The sequence below is a fragment of the Propionigenium maris DSM 9537 genome, from assembly GCF_027925155.1.
Classification (GTDB): domain Bacteria; phylum Fusobacteriota; class Fusobacteriia; order Fusobacteriales; family Fusobacteriaceae; genus Propionigenium; species Propionigenium maris.
This window is the reverse complement of record NZ_BSDY01000013.1, coordinates 21,737-44,020: the sequence shown is the minus strand read 5'-3', so window position 1 is coordinate 44,020 and position 22,284 is coordinate 21,737. Positions and strand designations below refer to the sequence as shown.

The following is a 22,284-nucleotide window of genomic DNA, read 5'->3' as shown; positions in this document are numbered from 1 at the left end:
CCTTACTATATTGCCCAGTTTCCATCTACAAAGACAGGAACCCTGTTCCCCTCCTCATCGATTCCATCTATATTCAGGTCTTTACTTCCCACCATGAAATCCACATGAACCAGACTTGTATTAACCTGGTTCTCCTTAAGCTCCTCCTCGGTCATAGTTTCGCCCCCTTCTATACAACCCTTGTATGCTGTTCCAAAGGCAAAGTGGCATGAAGCATTCTCATCGAAGAGAGTATTGTAGAAGATAGTGTTTAGGTTTGAGATGGGAGAATCCACCGGTACAAGGGCTATCTCCCCAAGGTATCTGGCACCCTCATCTGTATTGAGAAGGTTCTCCAGTATCTCATACCCCTTCTTTGCTGTAAAGTCGATTACCCTTCCATCCTTAAAGGTAAGAACAAACTCATCTATAAGGTTTCCTCCATAGTTTAGAGGCATTGTGCTGGCAAGGACCCCGTTTACTCCGTCCCTCTTTGGCATGGAGAAGGCTTCCTCTGTTGGGATATTTGGGTTGAAGGATACCCCATTGGTTGTCTCGGATATCCCTCCCTTCCATGCCTGCTTTGGAGACATCTCTACTATGAGGTCTGTTTTTTCGGATCTGTAGTGGAACTTAACAAACTTCTTACTGTTAAGAAGGTCCGTTTTCTCCCTCAGTCTGATGTTGTGGTTATCCCAGTTTTCCACAGCCATTCCCTCTCCCACTCTTGAGCATTTTAGGATACTGTCCCAGAGCATCTCCATTGCTTTCTCGGTAGTTGCCTCTGGATACACCTTCTCTGCCCATGCTTCATTGGGTACCGCTATGATACTCCATGCGTTGTCCGGCTTCATCATCTTCTCCCTGAAGGCCTTGAGTCCTATGGAGTTGGCTTTATTGGCCTCAGCTATCTTCTTTGGATCTATATCCTTTAGAAGCTCCGGGTCTGGGGAGATCACGTGAAGAAAAGCAGCCCCCTCCTCTGCCAGGTCCTCCATCTGCTTTATCTTCCATGCAGGAAATACCGAAAGATCCTCTATAGTTACGTTGCTGTACTTCATTAGCTCCAGCTCATCGTCCATCCAGTTGTGAACCACCTCTGCTGCTCCCCTTTCATATGCAATCTTTGTTAGCATCCTTACCAGCTTAACTGCATGGATGGGAGCATTTATATATAATTTCTGACCCCTTTGAACATTTACCCCTGTTGCTATAGCCAGGTTGGCATACTCCATCAATCTTTTTTCCATCTCAACTCTCCTTCTGTACTAATTTTAAACTCTCGCTGCTTCCTCTGCCGGAAGCCTAAACCAAATACCCCTCTAAGTCTTAAATTTTGGGATATCCTCCCTAATTATAGTATTTTTTTACCTCTAAAGTTAAGTGATTTATGCAACTTTTTATTTTTTTTTGCCCGCAAAGGACCATTAAAGGGAAGATATCTGCACCTTCCTCCCCTCACCGACCTATACTCCCAAACCTTCCTCAGGGTCAATTTACGGGTCTGAATTAGGATAAGGGGCCATTTACACAACATTTACACTTTCTATATACCCCTTTTACAAGTTTACTGTAAAGTGGTTGTATAAGAAAGATAAGAAAAAAAGTTCTAGGAGGAATTATGATGTTAAAGAAAATGCTTTTGGGAGTATCGTTATTATTACTGGCTGCATGTGGCAGCAATAAGGAGAAATCCCAGGTGGTTCAGATCACCGGATCGGATACATGTCTAAATGTAACCCAGCAGCTGTCGGAAGCTTATATGGGGAGCAATAGGGATGCAAGGATTGCAGTAACTGGTGGAGGTTCCGGGGTAGGTATCGCTGCGGCCATCAACGGAACTACAGATATTGCCATGGCTTCAAGGGATGCCAAGGAGAGTGAGCTTAAGAGTGCGGCAGATGCAGGAAACCCTCTCGAGGAGATCGTATTCGGATGGGATGGTCTATCTGTAATCGTTCACCCAAATAACCCTGTAAATGCCCTTTCCAAGGAGGTAATAGGTAGGATCTTTTCCGGAGAGATCACCAACTGGAGGGAGGTAGGAGGAGCGGATGCTCCTATCATACTTCTTTCGAGGGATTCATCCTCTGGTACCCATGTATACTTCAAGGAGGCTGTAGTAAGAGGGGGAGTTAAGAAGTCAGCTAAGGAGTATGCAGATGCTACTCTGTTCCTTCCGTCAAACTCAGCTATCGTGCAGGAAGCGGCCAGCAATGAGAATGCAATCGGTTATGTGGGAATGGCCTACATGGATGAGACCGTTAAGGCTCTGGAAGTAGACGGATCTGCTCCTACAGTTGAGAATGTATCCAGCAAGAAGTACCCCATTGCAAGGGAGCTCTTCTGGTATGCACCAGCTGAGAGATCCCAGGTTATCTCAAACATCATCGAGTTTGCCCTTTCACCTGAGGGACAGGCTATCGTAGCTGAAGAGGGGTTTGTACCTGCGAAGTAAGATTTTAAAGTTTTAAAGAACCTGCCCCTGAGTACTCAGGGGCTTTTTTTATCCTGCAAAATTCCCTCCTAAACCTTCCCTCTGGAAGAGGATATATGGCAGATTTCGAGAAGTAGATAGATAGTTATCTGTGTAAACTTTTTGATTCGGGAGGTGACCCCCAGGTGAACTACCTTCATATGAATACCCTTATTATAAACTATATATTTATCAGCTATATCACCACCCTCATCATCCTCCACCTCTGGTTTTCCTACGGGAGGACCTTTAGGGGGCTCAAATTTTTCCTGGGAGAGTTCATCCTCCACTCGGCGGGGCTCACCCTGGCTGCATTCTGGAGGGGGCTTCCCCCTACTATATCGGTGCTTCTCCCCAACATCCTCATGTTTTCAAGTATCCTTCTACTCCTCCTTGGTATGGGATGCTTCCTGGAACTAAACATTCAGAGGAGGCCCTACTATATCTACACGGGAGTATTTACCACTACCTACCTCTACTACGTTTTCATAGCCCCCGATGTAAGGATTAGGATAGTCCTCTTCTCAGCCATGACCATACCCATCTTCCTCCATGTGGCATACCTGATCTTCTGGGGTTCTCCCAATAAGCTCAGAAAGCACGCCCTGGGGGTTGGGTGGCTATCCCTGCTCTTTATAGCAGTGAACACCCTGAGGATCCTCTATGCCCTTGCCCAGGGGAGGGTGGAGGGCTACTTCTCCACCCCCATGATGGATGGATTTTTTGTTCTCCTGAGCCAGGGGCTTACCGTTCTTCTGGCCTTCCTCCTTGAGGTGATGATCATCAGCAACCTCTTCTCCAGGGCAGATGAGGCTGCAGATGAGAGGGAGGGGCTCCTTGAGAGGACCAGGCTCCTTGCCACAACGGACTCCCTCACAGGGGTCTGGAACAGGAGGAGGACCGAGGAGATCCTTGCAGGAAGGGTGGAGAGACTTAAAAACTACGGGACCCCCTTCTCCCTTCTCCTTGCGGATATCGACCACTTTAAGAGGGTAAACGACACCTATGGACACCAGGTAGGGGACAGGGTGCTAGTGGATGTGACCAGGATAACCAGGGAAAATATCCGTTCCTCGGACTCCCTTGGAAGGTGGGGCGGGGAGGAGTTTCTCATCATCCTGCCTAAGCTTACCCTTACCCAGGCTCTGGAAACAGCTGAGAGGCTGAGAAGGGCTGTTATGGAATATGAGGCGGAGTACCTTCCAGAGGGTGAGAGGATCACAATGAGTATAGGGGTAGTAGAAGGGTGCTCATCCAAGGATATAGAGGGGCTTCTCACAGGGGTGGATGAACTCCTCTACAGAGCTAAGGATAGGGGGAGGAATCGGGTGGAGTTTGGGTTGGTTTAATTTTGTAATAGAAAAGAGAGGCGAGAAGCCTCGCTTTAATTATAGTACCTGTATCCCTTGTAAAATCTATTTCAAATAAAAAAAGGAGCACCTTTCTCTTGAAAGAAAGGTGCCCAAAGTTCAAGACCTCCGGTAATTGTCTTTTTAGGTATAGCAAGGTTTCCGTTTCTTTTCCGGGCTCTGGATAGAACCTATCCTGCTCGACGAAACGAAGTAGGAATAATAAGTGTAGCCCAACGACTACCTGCAGTCGACTGTTTAAAAGCTTATTTAGAATCTTTTATAGCTATTACAAGTAGACGCATGTTATAAACTTATCTCTACAAATTTTCTATGAATATTTAAAATTCTACTACTTATTTTTTAAACCTTATACTTCCTTTAAAAATATAAGATTTTATACACACTATTCTAATTTTGATCAACCTTTATAAATCCTTCTCCTTTTTCTTTCCACCTATTTCCATTTACATAACTTTCAAAATCATTTTCTTTACCTAAATCCAAATTATCAGCATGATCCATAATAATAACTTGTGGTTTTATTTCAGTCTCTTTTTCAATTTCTCTAATTCCCCATAAAATTGCCTTATAAATTTCTTCAACATTTTTATAATCTTTAGATTCTTTATTGTGTATAGATTCTTTATCAGGAAAGTACACTTGACTTGGTTGATCTAAAAACAAAATATTTGGAATAGAACATTTATTTCCTCTACTTGCAAAATAATAATGTAACCCCATAAATAATGATAAATGGCATGTTAACCAATTGGAGCCACTCCCCATAGATGATAAATAAATTTTCCCGTTTCCTCGCCTTTGATATAAATCAAAGTTTTTCAAATCAAAAACTAAATCTGGTTTTCCCAAGCTTACTTCAAAATCTAGCTTTTTAGCCATTTTATTCATAAATTTTGAAATTTCAACTTCTGCTTCAGATTTTTTCTTTTCTAAATCATATCCATCTAATTCTCTAACTAAATCATCTAATTCTTCAGAAATTTTATCGTATTCTTTTTCTAGTTCTCCATCCTTATTAGTAAGTTTTTTTTCTGTTATTTCTAACTCTATTTTTTTTTCGAAAATATAATGATATAAACTTTTCTTTTTTGATAAATCAAATGCTTCTTCAATGTCCTTTAGTTCTCTATTTTTCTTATTCTTTAATCTCTTTAAACTTTCAAGACTCACTTTTAATTCATTTTGACGTTCAATTACTCTAGGTGAAGTTTTTTGAACACCAGTAAGCATCCCAAATATCTCTTTTTTTTGATTATTTAAACTCTTTATTTCATTATTAAGCTCTTCTAGCTCGGAGTTACAAAGAGGACATTTCTCGACTTCATGAAAGTTCATTGATGCTCTTTTTTTAAGTTTATCTTCTATTTTATTACTAGAAATGATTACTTTATTTAGATTTGACAACTGTAGTCCTGTTTGATAAATATTTTTTTCTAATCCTTCTACCTCATCTTCTAACTTTAGTTTTTCCCTAAGTAAAGTATCTGTATTTTTAATATGGCTACTGATTTCTAATTCATCTAAGTTAAAATCATTAGAAATATTTAATAATTCAGAAACTTCAGCCCTTAGTTTATTAACTTTAGATATAAAACTTTCTTCAAGCTGGTTATTTATTTTTATTTCTCTCTCTAAACGTTTTTTTTCTTTGATTAGCTCCTCTTTGGTTACGGCTAATTGATAATAGTTTTGGTTTACTAATCCCGTAAAAATAGGAAACTCTGTAATTACAGATTTTCTTTTTTCAGAGTTATCTAACCTATAGAATAAGGCAAACTTACTTGCTATTAAATTTTGATGTTGAAAAATAAAAGAAGAAATATTTCTGATAGTAGGAGTCTGCTTTTTTAGCTTATTATTAACATAAGTTGTTCTTGTAGATGTGCTAACATTAAATATCTCTAATAAAAATTTAATCACTTCAGATTTTGGTCTAAAGTTACTTTTTTTATTTTTAAAATAATTAGAATCTATATTCTTTTCTTGAAAGCCCAAACTTTCTAGAGAATAGAATCCTGTTCTATTACCACCATTATTAAATGGTTTTCTACCTAAAATAAGTTTTTTATCTTGAAAAACTATAACAACTGCGTATACTTCAATATTCTCCCTTACAACCCCTGCCGGAATACAATCTGCTGAATTAAAGAGGCAATAATCTACTACTTCAAGTAACGCACTCTTTCCTGTTTTAGAATTTCCAGTAATTACATTTAAACCTTCTTTTAACTTCACTTCATTTTTATATCCATCTTCTGAAAAAGCTATTATTCTTGAAATGTAAGATTTCATATGTTGTATACCTCCATAAATTCAAATATTTCATAAACCTCGTATTTACTAAATATTTTTCCTATATTTTGAGAAGCTTTTCTATAATTTTCGTCCTCTAATAATCCCTTCGTCTTCTTACCATTTAAGCTTAAAGTTTCCTTATTCAAAGATATTATACCTCTTTCAATTCCAATAATAATTGCTTTGTTAACCTTCTTTTTATATACTTTTACATCTTCTTCCAAACTTAATAAATCAACTTTTTTAATTTCTGAAAATAAGTTTATTATTGTTCCTGTTTTATTTGTTGAAACAAACCTCTCTCTAGTTCTTTTTTTCAGAATTAGAGGAATTATAAGGTAAGCATCCCACAAGGTAGCTCTTCTTTTATCTATAAAATTTTCAAATGCAACTGCTAAAATTTCAGCAATAAAAAATGGATTATCTGTAACTTTTATTAGCTTTTGACCAAAACTTGACATTCTTATTCCTCCTTCTCTCCTAAATGCCACCCTTTAATCTCTTTTGACTCTACTAAATCGTGGCATGTTCCTTTAGTAAATCCTGAAGGTACTTCAGAAAATCCTCTTAAAGTTGCTACTTCTCTTGTTATATCATTCATAAATTGTCTATAGTACTTTCTTGAATGTGTCTTTTGAGTTGGAACAGCTAGTTTTTCTATTCCTTCACCATCATTTGTTAACAAAATATCATCTTTATAATTCATTCTATGGCCGTTTTCTTTACTTAAAATATCCTTTTCATATTCACTTAAAGAATATCTCAATTTTTCTCCTTCTACTTCCATATGATCTATCAATTCTAACTGCCAAAGTATTTTTTTTTGAAAGTCTAATAACGCTTCTTCTTTACTTTTATTATCTAATTCTATTTTCTCCAACTCTTTATAAAATATTTTTTCTTTATGTTTTTTTACCTCATCACTCTTTAACATTTCTTTATCATTATTAGGCTGGAAAGCAAATAAATCTTTAGGTTTTTCTATAACTATTTTCATTTCAAAGAAATCTTTAAATTTTATTGCTTCTACGTTTCTTAAATAACTTTGAATTTCTTTTTCTTCCTCTACATGAATCGTCATTCTCTTAGCAATTTTTCTAAAATCTTCTAAAACGCTATTTGTAACTTTTGGAATTCCTTCTCTAATTTTTACAAACCCTTCTCCATCATCTGATTTTAATTTATTAATTCTTTGCCTAAGAATAGTGTCCTTTTCCATTACATCTTCATAAAAAAACTTTTCTAAACTATTTTTGTTTTCAACAGTTATACCATATGCAATGAATAGAATATATTTAAATTCATTTTCCTTTACCATACTTTTGTCTAGGTATATATTTGCTATTGTCTTTAATATTTCTTTTTGTCCATAAAGCTTCCCCATTTTAGTATGGCGATTTATAGAATGTTTACACTGAATTATAATATTCACTTCTTCATTTTCATCATAACAAATAACATCTCGACCTTTGTCTGATCCACCTTCTATTAATTCTGCTTTAGAATAATCATATTTTCCTTTTAATTCCCTACTGCAATTAAAAAGGATTGATGTAATTTTTTCAAATTCTTGATCTCCAATACATTCCAAAGGGTAGTTTTTACCTTGATATAACTTAGGTTTTTGAATTTTTACTTTAAGATCACTATCCTGTTTCATTTCCCCTCCTGATTTTTTAAAGGCTTATTTTGAACTAAGTGACTTATAATAACTAACTATAATTATATAGCTACTAATTTTTTTAATACAATCCACTGTACTCAAATATTTATAACTCTGTAGAACTTTCACTCTCTTTTCTTTTCAACTATTTCAATAATACTCCTTTTCACTTCCAAAGTTAATTGACTTAATCAACCACACAACGTTTTACTCTACGTAAAGTTGCCAAAACCAACTAAAAGAATACACAACTATAGAAAGTTCCCTTTAAAGCTTAGGACTTTTATCATATTGCTCCTCTGCCTATCCTCCTCAGATTTTTTCTTTAAAATAACAACTTTTTTCCTCTGACTCCCAAAAAATATGGGGTGAATTTTCTCCTGAAAATTTAATCTAGACTTCCTCAAATGTTCCATATAGTAGGCATTATCCATTGTAATAATAAATTAAAATTTACTCTTGACAGATTTTTTTGGATTTGATAACATAAAACAATATTAAATATCATCAAACTGGGTTTCACCAGTTCAAGGGTGCTGTGAGAGTGTCATTAGGCGGGAAGTTGCCGTCCATTTCACTGGTGCTGCGGAAGTGTCATCAGGCGTTACTACGTCCATTCCGCTAAATTGAATTGTTGATCCAGTTGTTTTTTTTTTGAAGACAGCTGCGGTTGTCTTTTTTTTGTTACCAAAATTTTAGGAGGATTTTTTTATGAAAAACAAAAGAAGTATCGGTCTGCTCATGGTAGCCATGGCGGCATTATTCTGGGGATCTATGGGGATCACCATAAGGAACCTGAATGAGTTCCAGCTGGATCCCTTCTCAATCTCCTTCTTCCGTACTGCAATAGCCTTTGTATTTTACCTGGTGTTCTTCGGGAGGAAGGACAGAAGCGTGCTGAAGATAGACGGAAGGGGGCTTCTCTTCTGTGCTGTCTATGGTATTCTGAGCTTTGGTCTGGCCTTTGTTGCCTACAATATAGCTGTTTCAAGGATACCAATAGCTGTTGCCACGGTGCTTATGTTCACTTCCCCTGTATGGGTTATCATCTTCTCCAAGATATTCTTCAGGGAGAAGCTCACTGCGAGGAAGGGCTTGGCCATAGGGCTTTCCCTCATGGGGTGTTTCCTTATCTCCAAGGGGTATAAACTGGACAGCCTGGACATGGATCTTCTGGGGATAGGTTTTGCCATAGTTGCAGGGATAACCTTTGCCCTTCAGGTTGTTATGCCGAAGTTTGTTGAGGACAGGTACAGCAAGGATACCCTACTTATCTACGGGTTCCTCTTTGCCAGCATCTTTCTCCTGTTCTTCACGGACCTTGCCAACACCTTCCAGGTATTCCAGGGGGGGAACCTTCACGGGATGATGGTAAACCTCTTTATCCTGGGAGTGATAAACACAGTTATACCTAACGCTGCCTACGTTAAATCCACAGAGTATGTAGAGGCCAGCACGGGAAGTATCATTATCTCCATGGAGCCCCTTGTGGCTGCTGTTCTTGCCTACCTAACCTTTGGGGAGGTACTGGAAGGTATGCAGGTTGCTGGGATGGGGATAATCCTCATATCCATGGGAGTGCTTAATATTAATTTCAAGAGAAGAAGAGCTGCAGCCCAGCTGAGTTAAGGAGGAAGTAATATGAAGTCAGTTATACCATCGGTAATATACCTCACAGGATCATTCTTTATGGAGAAGAAGGCATTAAAGCTGGTTTTTGCTATTCTGGCTCTTCTTGCTTTTTTCCTGGAAAGTTAACCTTACTCCAACAAAGGAAAACTTCAAAGCACTAAAGGCCCGGGGATTTCCCGGGCTTTTTTTATTCCAAAGGAGGAAGGTTCAAAAAATAAAAAAAGCCACTCAATCGAGTGGCTCTGTTTTGTCTCCTTCTTTTGAGGAACGTACCTATCCTTCTAGGGTATTTTCTACTTCCTCTCCCCCGTCTTCAGGTGTTTCTGGAACTTCTGGTGTATCGGGTGTTTCAGGCTCCTCAGGAGTTTCTCCCATATCTGGTGTTTCCGGCTCTTCAGGGGTCTCTCCCATATCCGGTGTTTCCGGCGCCTCCTCTATCTCCTCATCCTCTGTATCCTCCTGCTCCTTGGCATCTATTCTGTCAATGGCTGTATCATACTTTGAAAGTGCTTTTTCAATCTTTCTCTGGGATCTCTCAGTCATCTCAACTCCCTCGGTTTCACCAGGAACAATCTCCCTATTAAAGTAATCATCTACAAGTTTCTCGATCTCCTTTTCAACCTCATCCTCAGGCAGATCTGAATCGTAGTTCCTTCTTACCTCTCTTCTGATTCTCTTCTTGGCCTTGATCTCCTCCTTGAGCCTCTTCTCCCCATACTCCCCTGCATACTTCTCTGCATATTCAGGATCATTCATCAGCTCATCCTTCAGCTGCCCCCAGTTCTTCTGGGCGTCTACAGCCTTCTGATTTTTTTCCCTTTCCTCTGACTTGCTAGATTTCTCCGACTTATCTGATCTATCTGATCTATCTGATCTATCCTCTTTATCCGATGACCTTCCTCTGTCCCTGTCTCCGCCGGACCTGTCTCCCCTGTCGGATTCCGATCTTCCTCCTCTGTCAGATGATTTGCCTCTCTCTCCGTCTTTCTTGGCATATAGGTCTCCCGATACCGTTAAAAGAAATGTAATCGTTAAAAGTGATATTAATTTTTTCATAGCTCTCTCTCCCTCTTTATTTTTTACTCTCCTACTAACAATATAACCTAAAAGAGATAGGGTTTCAACTAAATTTTATACTTTTTATGTTAAAAATACATTTTTTGTCACCTTTTACAATGACATAATTTCAAAAAAACAAAGACTAGTTCACAAACCTCTATAGGCGTTCACTTTTATACAGGTGTCTTCAGGCTTAAATCACTGACCTCCTCCACTGGGAAGATGGATTTTGTAAACTTTTGTTTAATCCCCGATATATCTTTATCTCTCCCTTTAAAGAAACACTAACTTTTTTAATTAATCTTTTACTTGGGCTGAGCTCAGATCATCCCTGGAATCCTTCCTCTACTTGCTCTCCCGTAAAGAGCTAAGGATACCCTTGCATCCTTTCGCTTAGTTGTACTATCATAGGGTATAATTTTAGATTCCCGGAGGTATACAGTGAAAAAAATCATCTTTGATACAGTTAAAAACCTTTTTCTCCTGGAGGAGGGGAGGCTGGAGGATAATACAATTATCTATCCCACCTACCGAACTAAGGCTGAAAGAAGGATCAGCGAACAGGAGGCAAAGCAGGTCTTTATACACGAGGTTATCAGGAATGGGGTGAAGTATTCAGTGGAGACCCCTACCAGACTGCCCTACTCCTTTTCTGGAGAAACTCTCCTCTCTGGAAATATCGATGTTTCTACCTACTCTCCCGATCTCAGGGAGCAGACAAATATAGAGTTCAAGGCAACCAACTGTGCCTATGGAAGTATAGAGAAGGATTTTCAGAAGCTTATTCTTGAAGATGCCCGGGGGATCTTTTTTCACGTCATCGAGGGGAGTAATTCTGGGACACTGCCAAGCATCTTCGGTAAGTATCGGAGAGCCATCACCTCTATCTCCCACAACTCGGAGCTTACTCTGGTTCTTGTATCTTTAAGGGACAGATTTCTATACTACGATACCTTTAATACCCTGGATGTCAAGGGAGACAGCGACTTCTTTCATATGGAGTCTATAGGGAAGAGGATCATCTACGAGGCTGATCTCATTTAAAAAGGAGGGGGAATGGATTACACCATAAGAAAGTTAAGAGAAGATGAAGAGGAGATCTTAGAGGATCTCCTCTATGAAGCTATCTTTCAGCCTGCTGGAGGGGAAAGGATTTCCAGGGATATTATAGGGAAGCCTGAACTGTTTAAATACATAAGAGATTTTGGAAGAAGTGGCGACCGGTGCCTGGTAGCAGAGGCAGATAGGAGGATTATAGGGGGAGTGTGGGTAAGAAAGTGGAGTGGTACCGACAAGGGGTATGGTTATGTAGATGACTTTACTCCGGAATTTTCCATCTCCCTCTTAAAGGGTTACAGGGGAAGGGGAGTTGGTAGTGCTCTCATGAGGGAGATGATCTCTCTTCTGAAGGGTGATGGCTGCACCCAGGCCTCCCTGAGCGTATCCAGGGGGAACTACGCTGTAAGATTATATAGGAAGCTGGGATTTAAAGTTATTGTTGAGAGAGAGGATGACTATGTGATGCTCCTTAACCTCCGTCAATAAAGTATCCTGCAAATAAGAAGCAGCGTGACGTTGCATCCTAACAATTAACTGGAGCACCAATGACTTCACGGAATTTTTTTTAAGTTCTATACTTTCCTCAATAAAAAACAGCAGTTGATATCAACTGCTGTTTTCTTTAATCCTCAAGGTAAGGTTAAAAATTTATCCCTTCCTCCTCCTTGCAACCCCAATGCCATTCCGGCCGTTCTTCTTGATCCTGTACATGGCATCGTCGGCTCTGCTTACCACCTGATCCATGCTCATTCCGTCCTCTGGATATGTGGATACTCCAAAGCTTGCAGTTACATATCTGTCTGTATTTTTCTCATGATCTGTAAAGGAAGCTATTATACTCTCACGGATCCTCTCGGCCACTAAAAGGGCTTCTCCCTTACTGGTCTTGGGTAGGGAGCAGATAAACTCCTCCCCCCCATACCTAAATACTATATCCTGATCCCTGAGGTTATCTTCCAGTACCTGGGAGATCTTTTTAAGGACCTCATCCCCATAGAGGTGACCATAGAGGTCGTTGATCCTCTTAAAGTGATCCACATCCATCATGATAATGGAAAGTTCCTCACCCTGATACCTGCTATCTTCAATAGCCCTCTCCAGGAGTATCATCCCCTTACGCCTGTTGTATAGCCCTGTGAGGACATCGTAGGAGGCCAATTTTTCCAGATACCTTCCCTGCTCTACCTCCTTGGTGATATCAAGAACTGCCCCTATAAGTCCTGCTACCTCCCCCTCCTCATTGGTGAAGGTGGCTTTATGAAAACGGACGCTATATGATTCCCTCTCACTGGATCTTACCTCACCGTCATAGACCTGAACACCCGGGTTGTTAAAGTGCTCCTCATCCATCTTAAAATAGATATCTGCCAGTTTTTTGGGATAGAGTTCATATACCGTCTTTCCTATAAACTCCTCCCTGGATAACTTTATAAATCTCTCAAACGCTTTATTGCAGCCTAAATAGACTCCCCTTCTGTCCTTGTAAAAAATAGGAATAGGGAGCAGGTCCAATAACTCTGTTAATGGTTCTCCTTGACTATTAATAAACTCTATTAAGTTCATACTACCCCAACTAAAAGTAACTAATTAAATCTCTAAAGTAAAACACTCCGCCAGACCGCCACTAACCAATAAATTTCTCTATATTTTTACTTGTTTCTGTTCTATCTATTAAGCTTCCCACTGAAACCTTCCACTCTCAAAGAGGTTCAAACAGATATTCACTACCTGGGGGTCATACTTTGTTCCCCTTCCACTCCTTATCTCATTCAGGGCTGCCTCTATTCCCAGAGCCGGCCTGTAGGGTCTGTGGGAGCTTATGGCCTCCACCACATCTGAGACAGCTATTATCCTGGACTCCACAATAATCTCCTCCTCCTTGAGGCCCCCGGGATAGCCTGTGCCGTCCAGTCTCTCGTGGTGCTGGGCTATCATCTTCTCTATCTCCCAGGAAAAATCTATCCCGCTTATTATCTCCCGGCCTATCTCCGAGTGGAGTTTTATCAGATCGAACTCCGGCTTGGTGAGCCTTCCAGGTCTGTTGAGTATCTCACCAGGAACATAGATCTTTCCTATATCATGAATGAGAGCTCCAAGACGAAGACCCTCTATCTTATTTCTGCCGAGGTCCATCCCCTCTCCAATGGCAACAGCCAGGTCGGTGACCCTCTTCTGATGTCCCGCTGTATATGGGTCCCTCTTCTCTATGGCAAGGACAAAGGCATCTATAGTTTTCAGGAGGATCTCATAATGGGTTCTCTGAGCTGCCTCACTCTCCCTTTTCAGTCTCAGGAGATGGATCCCCTGGGCAATATTTTTAGCTAACCTTTGGAAGAGGTCGACCTCCTCCCTGTTAAATGCATCCCTGTGCGCTGAATATATATTCAATACTACATCTATCCTTCCGCCATACTTTATGGGGAGAGCCATGCTGGAACGATACCCATACTCTATGGCTCTTTCCCTCCAGGGGAGACACCTTGTATCTGTCACAATATCCTTTACTATATCCTCCCTGCCTTCACGGATTGCCCTTCCTGTAGGCCCCTGGCCGTAGATATCATCTCCCCAGCTTATATTTATGGAGGAGAGGTATCCCCTTTTAAATCCTGCCTGGGCTACGGGAACTACCCTCTTCTGGGGGCTATTATCAACTGAGCCTATCCAGGCCAGGTTATAGGGTCCCTCCTCTACAAGCACCTTACAGATCTCCTCATATATCTCCATCTCGCTCTCTGCAGTTACAATGATATCCTGACACCTTATAATAGTCGAGTAAGCGCTTCTCATCCTCTCAAAGGAAGCCTCTAATTCTTTATCATTAAATTTCTTTATCTGATTCTCCACACAGCACCTCACTAAGAATTTATCGTAGAACGCTACTTCCAACTACCTTTCCAAAACTAAATACGTCCACATAAGATCTATCCTGAATATTATAACAATAATGGGCAGATTAATAAACCATAATCACGGTTATAAAACTATCTATTTCGTATCTTTCGCCTTTAATAATAAAAAGACTCCAGCTGTGAGGAAGACAATCCAAAGGGCCCCCTTGATTACCTTCTGGAATCAAGGAATTATCTGAAGTAGCTTGTAAATAAAATTAAAGACTATGATAAAGAGGAGGGGATCCTATGCTTATGAATATATTCAATCACTTCCGGCTTACCGGGAGGCTGGTACTGGACAAGCGGGTAAATAAGTGGCTCAAGATCTTCCTGATCTTCATTCCCCTTGCATATCTCCTCCTGCCCTTTCCTCCAGATGATTTTCTTCCCATTGTGGGACTTCTGGATGATCTTCTTCTCCTGGGAGTCACCTCTATACTCTTTGTTACAATGTGCCCCGAGGCTGTGGTGAGGGAGCACAAACTCATAATTACAGGTAACCTTCCCCTGGGAAGACCTGTCAAGCTGGAGGAGTACCGCTGTGAAACGGAGAACCGGGATCTGGCCCTGGGGTTTGTCTGTGGTATAGGTATACTTATCCTGGGAGGGTTCCTGGCTGGGGTCTTTCTCCTTCTCTTCTTCGGTATAGGTTACCTCACTGCAAATATGAGGAGGGATCAGATACTGGCAAGTGCTGTCCGTATCGGCCCCCACCAGCGTCCCATACTCTATGAGGATCTTGCAGAGGTACAGAAGCTCCTGCCCCCTGTGAGGGTCAGTCTCTTTGTGATACAGGATCCCCAGATGAACGCCTATACCTTCGGTTATGATGAGCCCTATACCATAGTTCTCACATCCAGCCTGGTGGAGAAACTCACCAAGGAGGAGATAAGGGCTGTAATAGGTCATGAGATGGGGCACATTCTCTTTGGACATGTACGGATAATCAGTATAGCAGGAACACAGTTTGGCGTGGGCCGCCTCCTCTTCTACAAGTGGAGCCGTTCATGTGAGTATTCCGCCGATGCAGCTGCTCTCATTGCCAGCAGGGGAAGCCACCTTCCCCTGACCTCATCCCTCCTGAAGCTCACCTGGGGACTCACCGATTCAGTGGATGTAGAGGAGTTCCTCACACAGCTGGAGGAGAACCCGGAGGCTTCCGGACTGGAGATCCTAAGCACCCACCCCTTTGTGGGAAACAGGATAAAGAATCTCATCAGCCTCTCAAAGAAGATGGAAGTTATAGAGAGGAAAGGGGGACCAGAGGGTCCTCCAGATTCATAGAAGTTTCTCCCAGAAGTAGTTTACTTTAAGAGAAAACAAGCCCCAGAAATCATTACAGTGTTTATTTTTAAGTATTTTCAGGTTGTTTTTTACAATTTTCAGAGCTATACTTAGCTGGTTGGATAACACAATAAAAGGGGTGATTCTATGAAGGAGAGGCTGATATCGGATATCAGGGGAATTTTTGAGAATATGGGTATCAAGGTAATCGAGGGGTTTGACAACCTCAAGGGAGATGAGATAAGGTACAGATTTATAGAGAAGAACAAACTTCAGCTCAACTACCAGGGGTGTAACTACGATCTGGTGGATGAGGTTATGAGGGGGATTGAGTTTCTCAACAACAGGATAGAGGACTTCAAGTGCACCTTTGCAGCGGAAGATATAGTCTGGATTAGCTTTTAATTCTTCTTTTCCTTAAAAAATAAAAGTTTTTCAACAGATAAAAGATCAATTTTCAAGATTTCAAGATAGAGTAAAGGCCCCGGGAAGATTCCCGGGGCCCTTTTTAACTATTAGTCTGTCTCTTGAAAAGTCTCCTGAGTCTGCTTTAACCTCTTACTGCCTCTTCCCTCTCCTGACTTTTTCTTTCTGCCATCCTGCTATGGAAGACTCCTGCAAGATAGGAGGTGAGAGGTACTGTAACCAAGATCCCTAGACTTCCGCAGACGGATCTCAGAATCTCTACAGCCATAAACTCAAAGTTAAGTATCCTTATCAGAGGAAACTCGGTTTTCTGCATAATGAGGAGCATTATTGTAAAGAGGGAGCTCCCAACATAGGCCAGTACCAGGGTATTGACCATGGTACCTATGATATCCCTTCCGATATTCATCCCTGAGTTGAAGATATTTTTAGAGGTGAGCTCACCATTTACCCCCTCTACCTCGTGGAGGGCAGAGGAGATGGACATGGCCACATCCATAACAGCCCCCATACTTCCCAGGATTACCCCGGCTGATATGAGCTCTTTAACCTTTATACCCCTCAGGAAGGAAGCGTAGTTCAGGGAATCCATATCTGTATAACCGGTAAGTCCCAGCTTATACACGAAGAAGTAGGAGATCACCCCTGCACAGGCCACTCCCCCTATACTCCCAAGAACAGCTACATGACCCTTGGTGGAGATACCAGTCATAAAGTAGATGGTAACAAGGGAGGCAAAGAGCGCAGTAATAACTGAGAGTCCTATGGGAGAGTATCCCTCTATAACCCCCGGTATAAAGAAGAAGAAGGTGGCTATGATTGTCACCACAAGGGCTGCTGCTGCCCTTATCCCCTTAAGCCTTCCCAGGATAAAGATCAACCCCAGGAAGAGAGCTCCCAGGGTGAGCAGTCCCCCCCTCTTGTCTATATCTGCAATATAGTAGATATTGTCTCCATTTTCCCCTATTTCAGTGTAGAGAACAACACTCTTCCCTGATTTCAGTGGGATATTGAAGGCATCCTCCCTGTAGATGGGAAACTCTATGGGGATAGTAGCTCCCCTGTCGATTCCCTCCTTAATCTCAACGTTGTAGGTGTCGATATAGCTCACCTCATCCGAGTCTGGGGTTTCATAGGTGTCTATCTTCTCCAGAACCCTTCCCTTGATGTAGTTGTCTGCCTCAGCAAAGGACACCAGGGAAAAGCTCAGAAGGAGTACCAGTATAATTTTTTTCATCTTGTTCCTCCTAGATAAGTTAAAAGATGCCTGTGGCACCATAATAATTGACTTTAAAACTCCAAAAAAAGTTTAAAGGAAGATACCGTTATCCCGATACCTTCCTCTATTATCTTTAAATCCATAGGCAGTTGTCAACAACTTTACCCTTAATTTTATCTAATAGGACTATTTCTGGATAGTGAGAAGTAGTTCTCTCACTGTTTTACATGCTACAGCTGTAGATGCTCCGCTCTGATCGTAGTGGGGAGCCAGCTCCACCACATCCAGCCCGATTATATCAAGGGTCTCCATCATCTTGATGGCCCCCTGAAGATCGTGGAAGGAGATTCCTCCAGGTTCAGGAGTTCCCGTCCCGGGAAATACCGATGGGTCCAGTACATCCAGGTCGATTGTAAGGTAGACAGGCTTCCCCTTGAGAGAATCTATAGTTTCCTTAAGGCCCTCCAGGTTAAACTTTGTGAGGTTGGTATGACCCTCAGCTGCCCACTTAAACTCCTCTCTCAGACCGGATCTTATTCCAAACTGGTTGATCCTTCCGTCTCCCAGAAAATCCCATGCTCTTCTGATTACAGATGAGTGAGACAGGGGCTCTCCCATATAGTCCTCTCTTAGATCTGTGTGAGCATCAAAGTGGATTACATGGAGATCCGGGTACTTCTCATAACACGCCTTTATAGCTGGAAGGGATACCAGGTGCTCTCCCCCTATCATAAATGGTCTCTTTCCGTCTGTAAGTATTGTTTTTACAGCGTCCTCTATGGCATCCAGAGCCTTCTCCTTGTTTCCAAAGGGCAGCTCCAGGTCTCCCCCGTCAAAGATAGAGTAATCCTCCATATCCCTGTCCAGGTATGGGCTGTAGGTCTCAAGACCATAGGACTCCATCCTCATAACTTCAGCGGCAAATCTTGTCCCCGGTCTGAAGGTAGTGGTCCCGTCAAAGGGAGCACCGAAAAGAACCGTATCAGCTTCTTTATAGGTGCTTTCGCAGGCTATAAATGTCGATATATTTCTATCCTTCCACATCTTCCAACATCTCCCTTACAAAGGTAGGCAGGGCAAAGGCCCCTGTGTGGATATCTGAGTTGTAGTATCTTGTCTTAAGTCCAAACTTCTCCCAAGCTTCTCTCTGGTGGTCTGCAATCGGATCAAACTTCTTTGAAGCAAATCCAAAGAGCCAGTGACCAGATGGGTATGTAGGCTGGTGGAATTGATATACCTTAGCCACTGGGAAAAGGTTCTTTATCTTATTGTGAGCCTTCTTCATCTCAGCTGCATACTTGGCAAAGTATGGAGACTCGTGCTGGTTTATAAGGATTCCCTCATCGCTCAGTACTCTGTAGCAGTTCTTATAGAATCCAGTTGTAAATAGTCCCTCTCCAACAGAGATAGGGTCTGTGGAATCCACAAGGATAAGGTCGTAGGATCCCTCTGCACTCTCCTCTACAAACTTAAGACCATCCTCAAAGTAAAGGGTTACCCTTGGATCCTCCAGCTTTGATGCTGTAATTGGAAGGTATTTCTGAGACAGTCTTACCACTCTCTCATCTATCTCTACCATATCTATCTTTTCAATGTGTGGATATCTTGTAACCTCTCTTACAGTACCACCGTCTCCACCACCGATAACAAGAACTCTCTTGATATTAGGGTTTGTAGCCAGTGCCACGTGGGTTATCATATCGTGGTAAACAAACTCATCCTTTTCATTTACCATCATCAGTCCGTCAAGAGTAAAGAATGTTCCAAATTCCTCGGACTTGAAGAAATCTATCTTCTGAAACTCACTCTGCTCCGAGTGAATCTGCTCCTTTACCTTTAGTGAAAATCTACAATTATCTGTCCATTCCTCTGTATACCATAGATCTAACATTTAAATTCCTCCCTCAGTAATAGTTTTAATCTGATCTTTTTAGTTTTCCTCTGGCTTGAATACTATTTTACCAAGTTCTTCCCCTCTTGGGTGGAATTTTCTTATTTTTTCAGTCATTCCTCTAGGAACCTCTATAGACTCACTTCTGCTGGCTCCAAAAGCCTTCTCCAGGTAATCAAATGCAACCCAAGGATCGATAGTGTCTCCACATGTAAATACATCTACTGCTGCATACCCATACTCTGGCCATGTGTGGATAGCCAGGTGTGACTCTGCGATGATAACCGCTCCAGATACTCCATATGGGTTGAAGTGGTGGAAAACAGAGTTTACTATAGTGGCATTAGCTGCTGCTGCTGCTTCATTCATATATTTTTCAATAAGCTCGTGGCTCTTCATTACTTCCTCATCACAGTTGTAGTACTCAATTAATATGTGTCTTCCTAAAGTTTCTAATTTCATTTTTTCCTCCTAGTTCATTCCTAAAACTTTTATATTATTGACCTCAGGGTCTTCAGTCCCTGTAAGGACAGTACGTTCTTCCTTTAATAATCCTATATAATCAATCATCTCCTGGGTTATCTTCTCTCCAGGGGTAACAATTGGAATCCCCGGCGGATAAGCCATGATGGATTCCCCGCTTATCTCTCCCACAGCATTTTTAAGGGAAACTACCTTCTTTTCAGCATAAAATGCGCTCCTTGGGGATACTATTATCTTAGGGTTGCAAAGGGGAATACACTTTACAGTGAAGGGCTCCTCCCTGTGCTTTTCCACAAGATCCTCTATGGCATCCACAAGGGCCATAAGGTTTTCCCTGGTGTCTCCCACACTTACTATAGCAAGGATATTGTAGGTATCTGCAAGCTCCACCTGAATATTGTATTCATCCCTCAGGATATCGTAGACCTCAAATCCGCTTAAACCTGTTTTGTTGACGTTTATACCAAGCTTAGTTTCATCAAAGGCATAGGTCCCGTTTCCATCTATTGTTTCCTTGCCAAAGGCATAGATTCCGTCTATCTTGTTTAATCTTTCTCTGGCCTCTCTCAGCCACTGAAGGATCTCCCTGAATCTCTTCTCTCCATTTACCGACAGATTTTTTCTGGCTACATCCAGGCTCCCCATAAGAAGGTATGAAGCACTGGTAGTCTGAGTCAGGTTCAGCACCGTCTTAACGCTGCTGTAACCTATGAATCCCTCGTTTAGAAGAAGGGCTGAGCTCTGAGTAAGGGAACCTCCAGTCTTATGAAGACTTACAGCTGCCATATCTGCTCCCAGCTTCATAGCATTTTTCGGCAGTTCCTCTGAAAAGGGAAGGTGAGCACCGTGGGCTTCATCTACCAGAACAGCCATACCATTTCTGTGGGACAGGTTTATTATCTTAGAAAGATTTGAGATAGCCCCGTAGTATGTGGGGTTCATGAGGAATACCGCTTTGGCATCTGGATTTTCTGCAATGGCCTCCTCCAGGTTCTTCACTGAGATACCTGTGGAGATTCCAAGCTCTGAATCTATCTCTGGCTGTATATACACTGGTATAGCAGCACTGAGTATAAGAGCATTTACCGCTGACTTATGGGCATTTCTGGGAAGGATTATCTTCTCCCCCGGCTTCACTGCACTCATGATCATAGCCTGTACCCCTGAAGTAGTTCCATTCACAAGGAAAAAGGAGTGGTCACTGCCATAGGCATCTGCCATAAGCTCCTCAGCTTTTTTTATAACTCCAGTTGGGTTGCTCAGGTGATCCAACTGCTTCATGGAGTTTGCATCCATCTGAAGAATCTTCTCCCCCATAACCTCTGAAAACTCAGCTAACCCCTTGGAATTCTTCTTGTGACCAGGCACATCAAAGGATATAATGTTGTCTTTCTGATAGTTTTTTAGTGCATCAAATAATGGAGTTTCATTTTGATTTTTCATTCTTTTTCCTCACTTCGTGTAGTGTAAAACTATATCTCAAGATTAATATTAGTAAACTTTATGTTTTAAAAAAAACTTTACTTTTTATATAAACTTATCTCGTAAAGCTACTGTTATTGTTGACTCCGAATCATAACTTTTGTTTTTTTAAAAATTACTACCATTAAGATTTTTTTAAAAAAAATCTCTTTTTTATCTGGCTAATCGATTCCTTGAGTTTAATATATATGAACTTTAAATATGATTAAAGTATACCATATTTCCGAAAAGAAGTATAGTATATTTAAACTTTCATGTCAACTATTATTTTACCAAAACTTCCCTGGACTTGATTTATTATGTGTTAAGATATATAATTTAAGGAAGAAAATGGCAAAACATTGGTATCTACAATTAATATTGCGAACTAAAAATGAAGGGATATTTATGATTATTGGAGAAAAGATTAAACGTTTAAGACTGGAAAAATTTTTAACACAGGAGGAGTTGGCAGACAGATGTGAACTCTCCAAGGGATTCATCTCTCAGCTGGAAAGGGATCTAACCTCACCTTCCATTGCTACCCTGGTTGATATACTGGAGAGCCTGGGAACAAACCTTAAGGAGTTCTTTAATGAGGAGGAACCTGAAAAAATAGTCTTTACCAGGGAAGACTTCTTCGAGGTAGAGGACGAGGAGCTGGGATATAAGATAGACTGGATTGTACCCAATGCCCAGAAGAACGATATGGAACCCATCCTTATTACCTTAGAACCAGGGGGACAGTATAAGGAGGAATCAGCCCATGAGGGAGAGGAGTTTGGATATGTCCTCCAGGGAAGTGTCTGTATCCATCTGGGTGAGAAGAAGCACAGAGCAAAAAAGGGAGAAAGCTTCTACTATAAGTGTAGAAAGACCCACTATATCTCCAATTGCGGGAAATCTCCTGCCAAGGTAGTATGGATAAGTACTCCACCTTCATTTTAATAGAGTATAGAGGAGCTCAGACGTTAGTCTGGGCTTTTTTGATACCTTTTTATAGAAGGTGCCTAGCTCTATTGAGGAGGAGCTACATCCCTCTAGAAGAATGAGCTGGAAGTATGAGTTTAATTTATTTGAAGGGATAGAA

The 22,284-nt window shown here is 41.3% G+C and carries 20 protein-coding genes; 8 read left to right on the top strand and 12 right to left on the bottom strand.

Annotated features, from left to right (window positions below; all coding sequences use genetic code 11):
* Nucleotides 1-5 precede the first annotated feature (5 nt).
* On the bottom strand, nucleotides 6-1,229 hold the full coding sequence (locus tag QMG11_RS13270) for an aminopeptidase (protein ID WP_281836585.1): 1,224 nt from the start codon (nucleotides 1,227-1,229) through the stop codon (nucleotides 6-8).
* Nucleotides 1,230-1,600: 371 nt separating this feature from the next.
* Here QMG11_RS13270 and QMG11_RS13265 point away from each other — a divergent pair, with 371 nt between their 5' ends.
* Both QMG11_RS13265 and QMG11_RS13260 read left to right on the top strand, forming a co-directional pair.
* Nucleotides 1,601-2,437: a phosphate ABC transporter substrate-binding protein gene (locus tag QMG11_RS13265; RefSeq protein WP_281836584.1), complete on the top strand. Its 837-nt coding sequence runs from the start codon at nucleotides 1,601-1,603 to the stop codon at nucleotides 2,435-2,437.
* A gap of 164 nt (nucleotides 2,438-2,601) precedes the next feature.
* Nucleotides 2,602-3,804, top strand: a complete 1,203-nt coding sequence (locus tag QMG11_RS13260) for a GGDEF domain-containing protein (protein ID WP_281836582.1) — start codon at nucleotides 2,602-2,604, stop codon at nucleotides 3,802-3,804.
* Between the two features lie 411 nt (nucleotides 3,805-4,215).
* Here QMG11_RS13260 and QMG11_RS13255 read toward each other — a convergent pair whose 3' ends face one another.
* Genes QMG11_RS13255 through QMG11_RS13245 form a run of 3 tightly spaced genes read right to left on the bottom strand, consistent with a single transcriptional unit; the run spans nucleotide 4,216 to nucleotide 7,783 of the window.
* Entirely contained in the window at nucleotides 4,216-6,120 is a 1,905-nt protein-coding gene (locus QMG11_RS13255) for a DUF3732 domain-containing protein (RefSeq protein ID WP_281836581.1), read from the bottom strand.
* The gene (locus QMG11_RS13250) at nucleotides 6,117-6,584 is read right to left on the bottom strand and encodes a three component ABC system middle component (protein WP_281836579.1); all 468 of its coding nucleotides are present in this window, start codon (nucleotides 6,582-6,584) and stop codon (nucleotides 6,117-6,119) included. Before QMG11_RS13250 ends, QMG11_RS13255 begins: the two co-directional genes overlap by 4 nt.
* Before the next feature lie 2 nt (nucleotides 6,585-6,586).
* Entirely contained in the window at nucleotides 6,587-7,783 is a 1,197-nt protein-coding gene (locus QMG11_RS13245) for a hypothetical protein (RefSeq protein ID WP_281836577.1), read from the bottom strand.
* A gap of 714 nt (nucleotides 7,784-8,497) precedes the next feature.
* Between QMG11_RS13245 and QMG11_RS13240 the strand changes: the two genes are divergently transcribed.
* The gene (locus tag QMG11_RS13240) at nucleotides 8,498-9,415 is read left to right on the top strand and encodes a DMT family transporter (protein WP_281836575.1); all 918 of its coding nucleotides are present in this window, start codon (nucleotides 8,498-8,500) and stop codon (nucleotides 9,413-9,415) included.
* A gap of 276 nt (nucleotides 9,416-9,691) precedes the next feature.
* Here the strand turns inward: QMG11_RS13240 and QMG11_RS13235 are convergent, their stop codons facing one another.
* Entirely contained in the window at nucleotides 9,692-10,474 is a 783-nt protein-coding gene (locus tag QMG11_RS13235) for a hypothetical protein (protein ID WP_281836574.1), read from the bottom strand.
* A gap of 444 nt (nucleotides 10,475-10,918) precedes the next feature.
* Here QMG11_RS13235 and QMG11_RS13230 point away from each other — a divergent pair, with 444 nt between their 5' ends.
* Nucleotides 10,919-11,521, top strand: a complete 603-nt coding sequence (locus QMG11_RS13230; RefSeq protein ID WP_281836572.1) for a hypothetical protein — start codon at nucleotides 10,919-10,921, stop codon at nucleotides 11,519-11,521.
* Between the two features lie 12 nt (nucleotides 11,522-11,533).
* The gene (locus QMG11_RS13225; RefSeq protein ID WP_281836569.1) at nucleotides 11,534-12,022 is read left to right on the top strand and encodes a GNAT family N-acetyltransferase; all 489 of its coding nucleotides are present in this window, start codon (nucleotides 11,534-11,536) and stop codon (nucleotides 12,020-12,022) included.
* A gap of 162 nt (nucleotides 12,023-12,184) precedes the next feature.
* Here QMG11_RS13225 and QMG11_RS13220 read toward each other — a convergent pair whose 3' ends face one another.
* Both QMG11_RS13220 and QMG11_RS13215 read right to left on the bottom strand, forming a co-directional pair.
* Entirely contained in the window at nucleotides 12,185-13,099 is a 915-nt protein-coding gene (locus QMG11_RS13220) for a GGDEF domain-containing protein (protein WP_281836568.1), read from the bottom strand.
* Nucleotides 13,100-13,207: 108 nt separating this feature from the next.
* The gene (locus tag QMG11_RS13215; protein WP_281836567.1) at nucleotides 13,208-14,383 is read right to left on the bottom strand and encodes an HD-GYP domain-containing protein; all 1,176 of its coding nucleotides are present in this window, start codon (nucleotides 14,381-14,383) and stop codon (nucleotides 13,208-13,210) included.
* A gap of 293 nt (nucleotides 14,384-14,676) precedes the next feature.
* Here QMG11_RS13215 and QMG11_RS13210 point away from each other — a divergent pair, with 293 nt between their 5' ends.
* Both QMG11_RS13210 and QMG11_RS13205 read left to right on the top strand, forming a co-directional pair.
* Entirely contained in the window at nucleotides 14,677-15,714 is a 1,038-nt protein-coding gene (locus tag QMG11_RS13210; RefSeq protein WP_281836566.1) for a M48 family metallopeptidase, read from the top strand.
* A gap of 147 nt (nucleotides 15,715-15,861) precedes the next feature.
* A complete protein-coding gene (locus tag QMG11_RS13205) occupies nucleotides 15,862-16,119 on the top strand; it encodes a hypothetical protein (RefSeq protein WP_281836565.1) in 258 nt (85 codons plus the stop codon).
* 145 nt (nucleotides 16,120-16,264) lie between these two features.
* Here QMG11_RS13205 and QMG11_RS13200 read toward each other — a convergent pair whose 3' ends face one another.
* The 5 genes from QMG11_RS13200 to QMG11_RS13180 all read right to left on the bottom strand — a co-directional run bounded on the left by QMG11_RS13200 (nucleotide 16,265) and on the right by QMG11_RS13180 (nucleotide 21,176).
* Nucleotides 16,265-17,377 (bottom strand): YibE/F family protein, encoded by a 1,113-nt coding sequence (locus tag QMG11_RS13200; protein ID WP_281836564.1) that lies wholly within the window; start codon nucleotides 17,375-17,377, stop codon nucleotides 16,265-16,267.
* Between the two features lie 168 nt (nucleotides 17,378-17,545).
* Nucleotides 17,546-18,403 carry an agmatinase gene (gene speB, locus QMG11_RS13195; RefSeq protein ID WP_281836563.1) on the bottom strand — a complete coding sequence of 286 codons (858 nt, stop codon included), beginning with the start codon at nucleotides 18,401-18,403 and terminating at the stop codon, nucleotides 17,546-17,548.
* On the bottom strand, nucleotides 18,390-19,250 hold the full coding sequence (speE, locus tag QMG11_RS13190) for a polyamine aminopropyltransferase (RefSeq protein WP_281836562.1): 861 nt from the start codon (nucleotides 19,248-19,250) through the stop codon (nucleotides 18,390-18,392). The genes speB and speE overlap by 14 nt, the downstream gene beginning before the upstream one ends.
* 39 nt (nucleotides 19,251-19,289) lie before the next feature.
* Nucleotides 19,290-19,712 carry an adenosylmethionine decarboxylase gene (gene speD / locus QMG11_RS13185; RefSeq protein WP_281836561.1) on the bottom strand — a complete coding sequence of 141 codons (423 nt, stop codon included), beginning with the start codon at nucleotides 19,710-19,712 and terminating at the stop codon, nucleotides 19,290-19,292.
* A 9-nt stretch (nucleotides 19,713-19,721) separates the two neighbouring features.
* Nucleotides 19,722-21,176: an aminotransferase class I/II-fold pyridoxal phosphate-dependent enzyme gene (locus QMG11_RS13180; RefSeq protein WP_281836560.1), complete on the bottom strand. Its 1,455-nt coding sequence runs from the start codon at nucleotides 21,174-21,176 to the stop codon at nucleotides 19,722-19,724.
* A gap of 426 nt (nucleotides 21,177-21,602) precedes the next feature.
* On the opposite strand from QMG11_RS13180, the gene QMG11_RS13175 reads away from it, so the two are divergent.
* The gene (locus QMG11_RS13175) at nucleotides 21,603-22,142 is read left to right on the top strand and encodes a helix-turn-helix domain-containing protein (RefSeq protein WP_281836559.1); all 540 of its coding nucleotides are present in this window, start codon (nucleotides 21,603-21,605) and stop codon (nucleotides 22,140-22,142) included.
* The last annotated feature ends 142 nt before the right edge of the window (nucleotides 22,143-22,284 follow it).

What these genes read in the sequence shown, in the direction of transcription:
- QMG11_RS13240 (WP_281836575.1), top strand. Translation starts at nt 8,498, where the DNA reads ATGAAAAACAAAAGAAGTATCGGTCTGCTCATGGTAGCCATGGCGGCA.
- QMG11_RS13265 (WP_281836584.1), top strand. Translation starts at nt 1,601, where the DNA reads ATGATGTTAAAGAAAATGCTTTTGGGAGTATCGTTATTATTACTGGCT.
- speB (WP_281836563.1), bottom strand. Translation starts at nt 18,403, where the DNA reads ATGTGGAAGGATAGAAATATATCGACATTTATAGCCTGCGAAAGCACC.
- QMG11_RS13250 (WP_281836579.1), bottom strand. Translation starts at nt 6,584, where the DNA reads ATGTCAAGTTTTGGTCAAAAGCTAATAAAAGTTACAGATAATCCATTT.
- QMG11_RS13200 (WP_281836564.1), bottom strand. Translation starts at nt 17,377, where the DNA reads ATGAAAAAAATTATACTGGTACTCCTTCTGAGCTTTTCCCTGGTGTCC.
- QMG11_RS13175 (WP_281836559.1), top strand. Translation starts at nt 21,603, where the DNA reads ATGATTATTGGAGAAAAGATTAAACGTTTAAGACTGGAAAAATTTTTA.
- QMG11_RS13225 (WP_281836569.1), top strand. Translation starts at nt 11,534, where the DNA reads ATGGATTACACCATAAGAAAGTTAAGAGAAGATGAAGAGGAGATCTTA.
- QMG11_RS13210 (WP_281836566.1), top strand. Translation starts at nt 14,677, where the DNA reads ATGCTTATGAATATATTCAATCACTTCCGGCTTACCGGGAGGCTGGTA.
- QMG11_RS13245 (WP_281836577.1), bottom strand. Translation starts at nt 7,783, where the DNA reads ATGAAACAGGATAGTGATCTTAAAGTAAAAATTCAAAAACCTAAGTTA.
- QMG11_RS13180 (WP_281836560.1), bottom strand. Translation starts at nt 21,176, where the DNA reads ATGAAAAATCAAAATGAAACTCCATTATTTGATGCACTAAAAAACTAT.
- speE (WP_281836562.1), bottom strand. Translation starts at nt 19,250, where the DNA reads ATGTTAGATCTATGGTATACAGAGGAATGGACAGATAATTGTAGATTT.
- QMG11_RS13235 (WP_281836574.1), bottom strand. Translation starts at nt 10,474, where the DNA reads ATGAAAAAATTAATATCACTTTTAACGATTACATTTCTTTTAACGGTA.
- QMG11_RS13220 (WP_281836568.1), bottom strand. Translation starts at nt 13,099, where the DNA reads ATGAACTTAATAGAGTTTATTAATAGTCAAGGAGAACCATTAACAGAG.
- speD (WP_281836561.1), bottom strand. Translation starts at nt 19,712, where the DNA reads ATGAAATTAGAAACTTTAGGAAGACACATATTAATTGAGTACTACAAC.
- QMG11_RS13270 (WP_281836585.1), bottom strand. Translation starts at nt 1,229, where the DNA reads ATGGAAAAAAGATTGATGGAGTATGCCAACCTGGCTATAGCAACAGGG.
- QMG11_RS13255 (WP_281836581.1), bottom strand. Translation starts at nt 6,120, where the DNA reads ATGAAATCTTACATTTCAAGAATAATAGCTTTTTCAGAAGATGGATAT.
- QMG11_RS13205 (WP_281836565.1), top strand. Translation starts at nt 15,862, where the DNA reads ATGAAGGAGAGGCTGATATCGGATATCAGGGGAATTTTTGAGAATATG.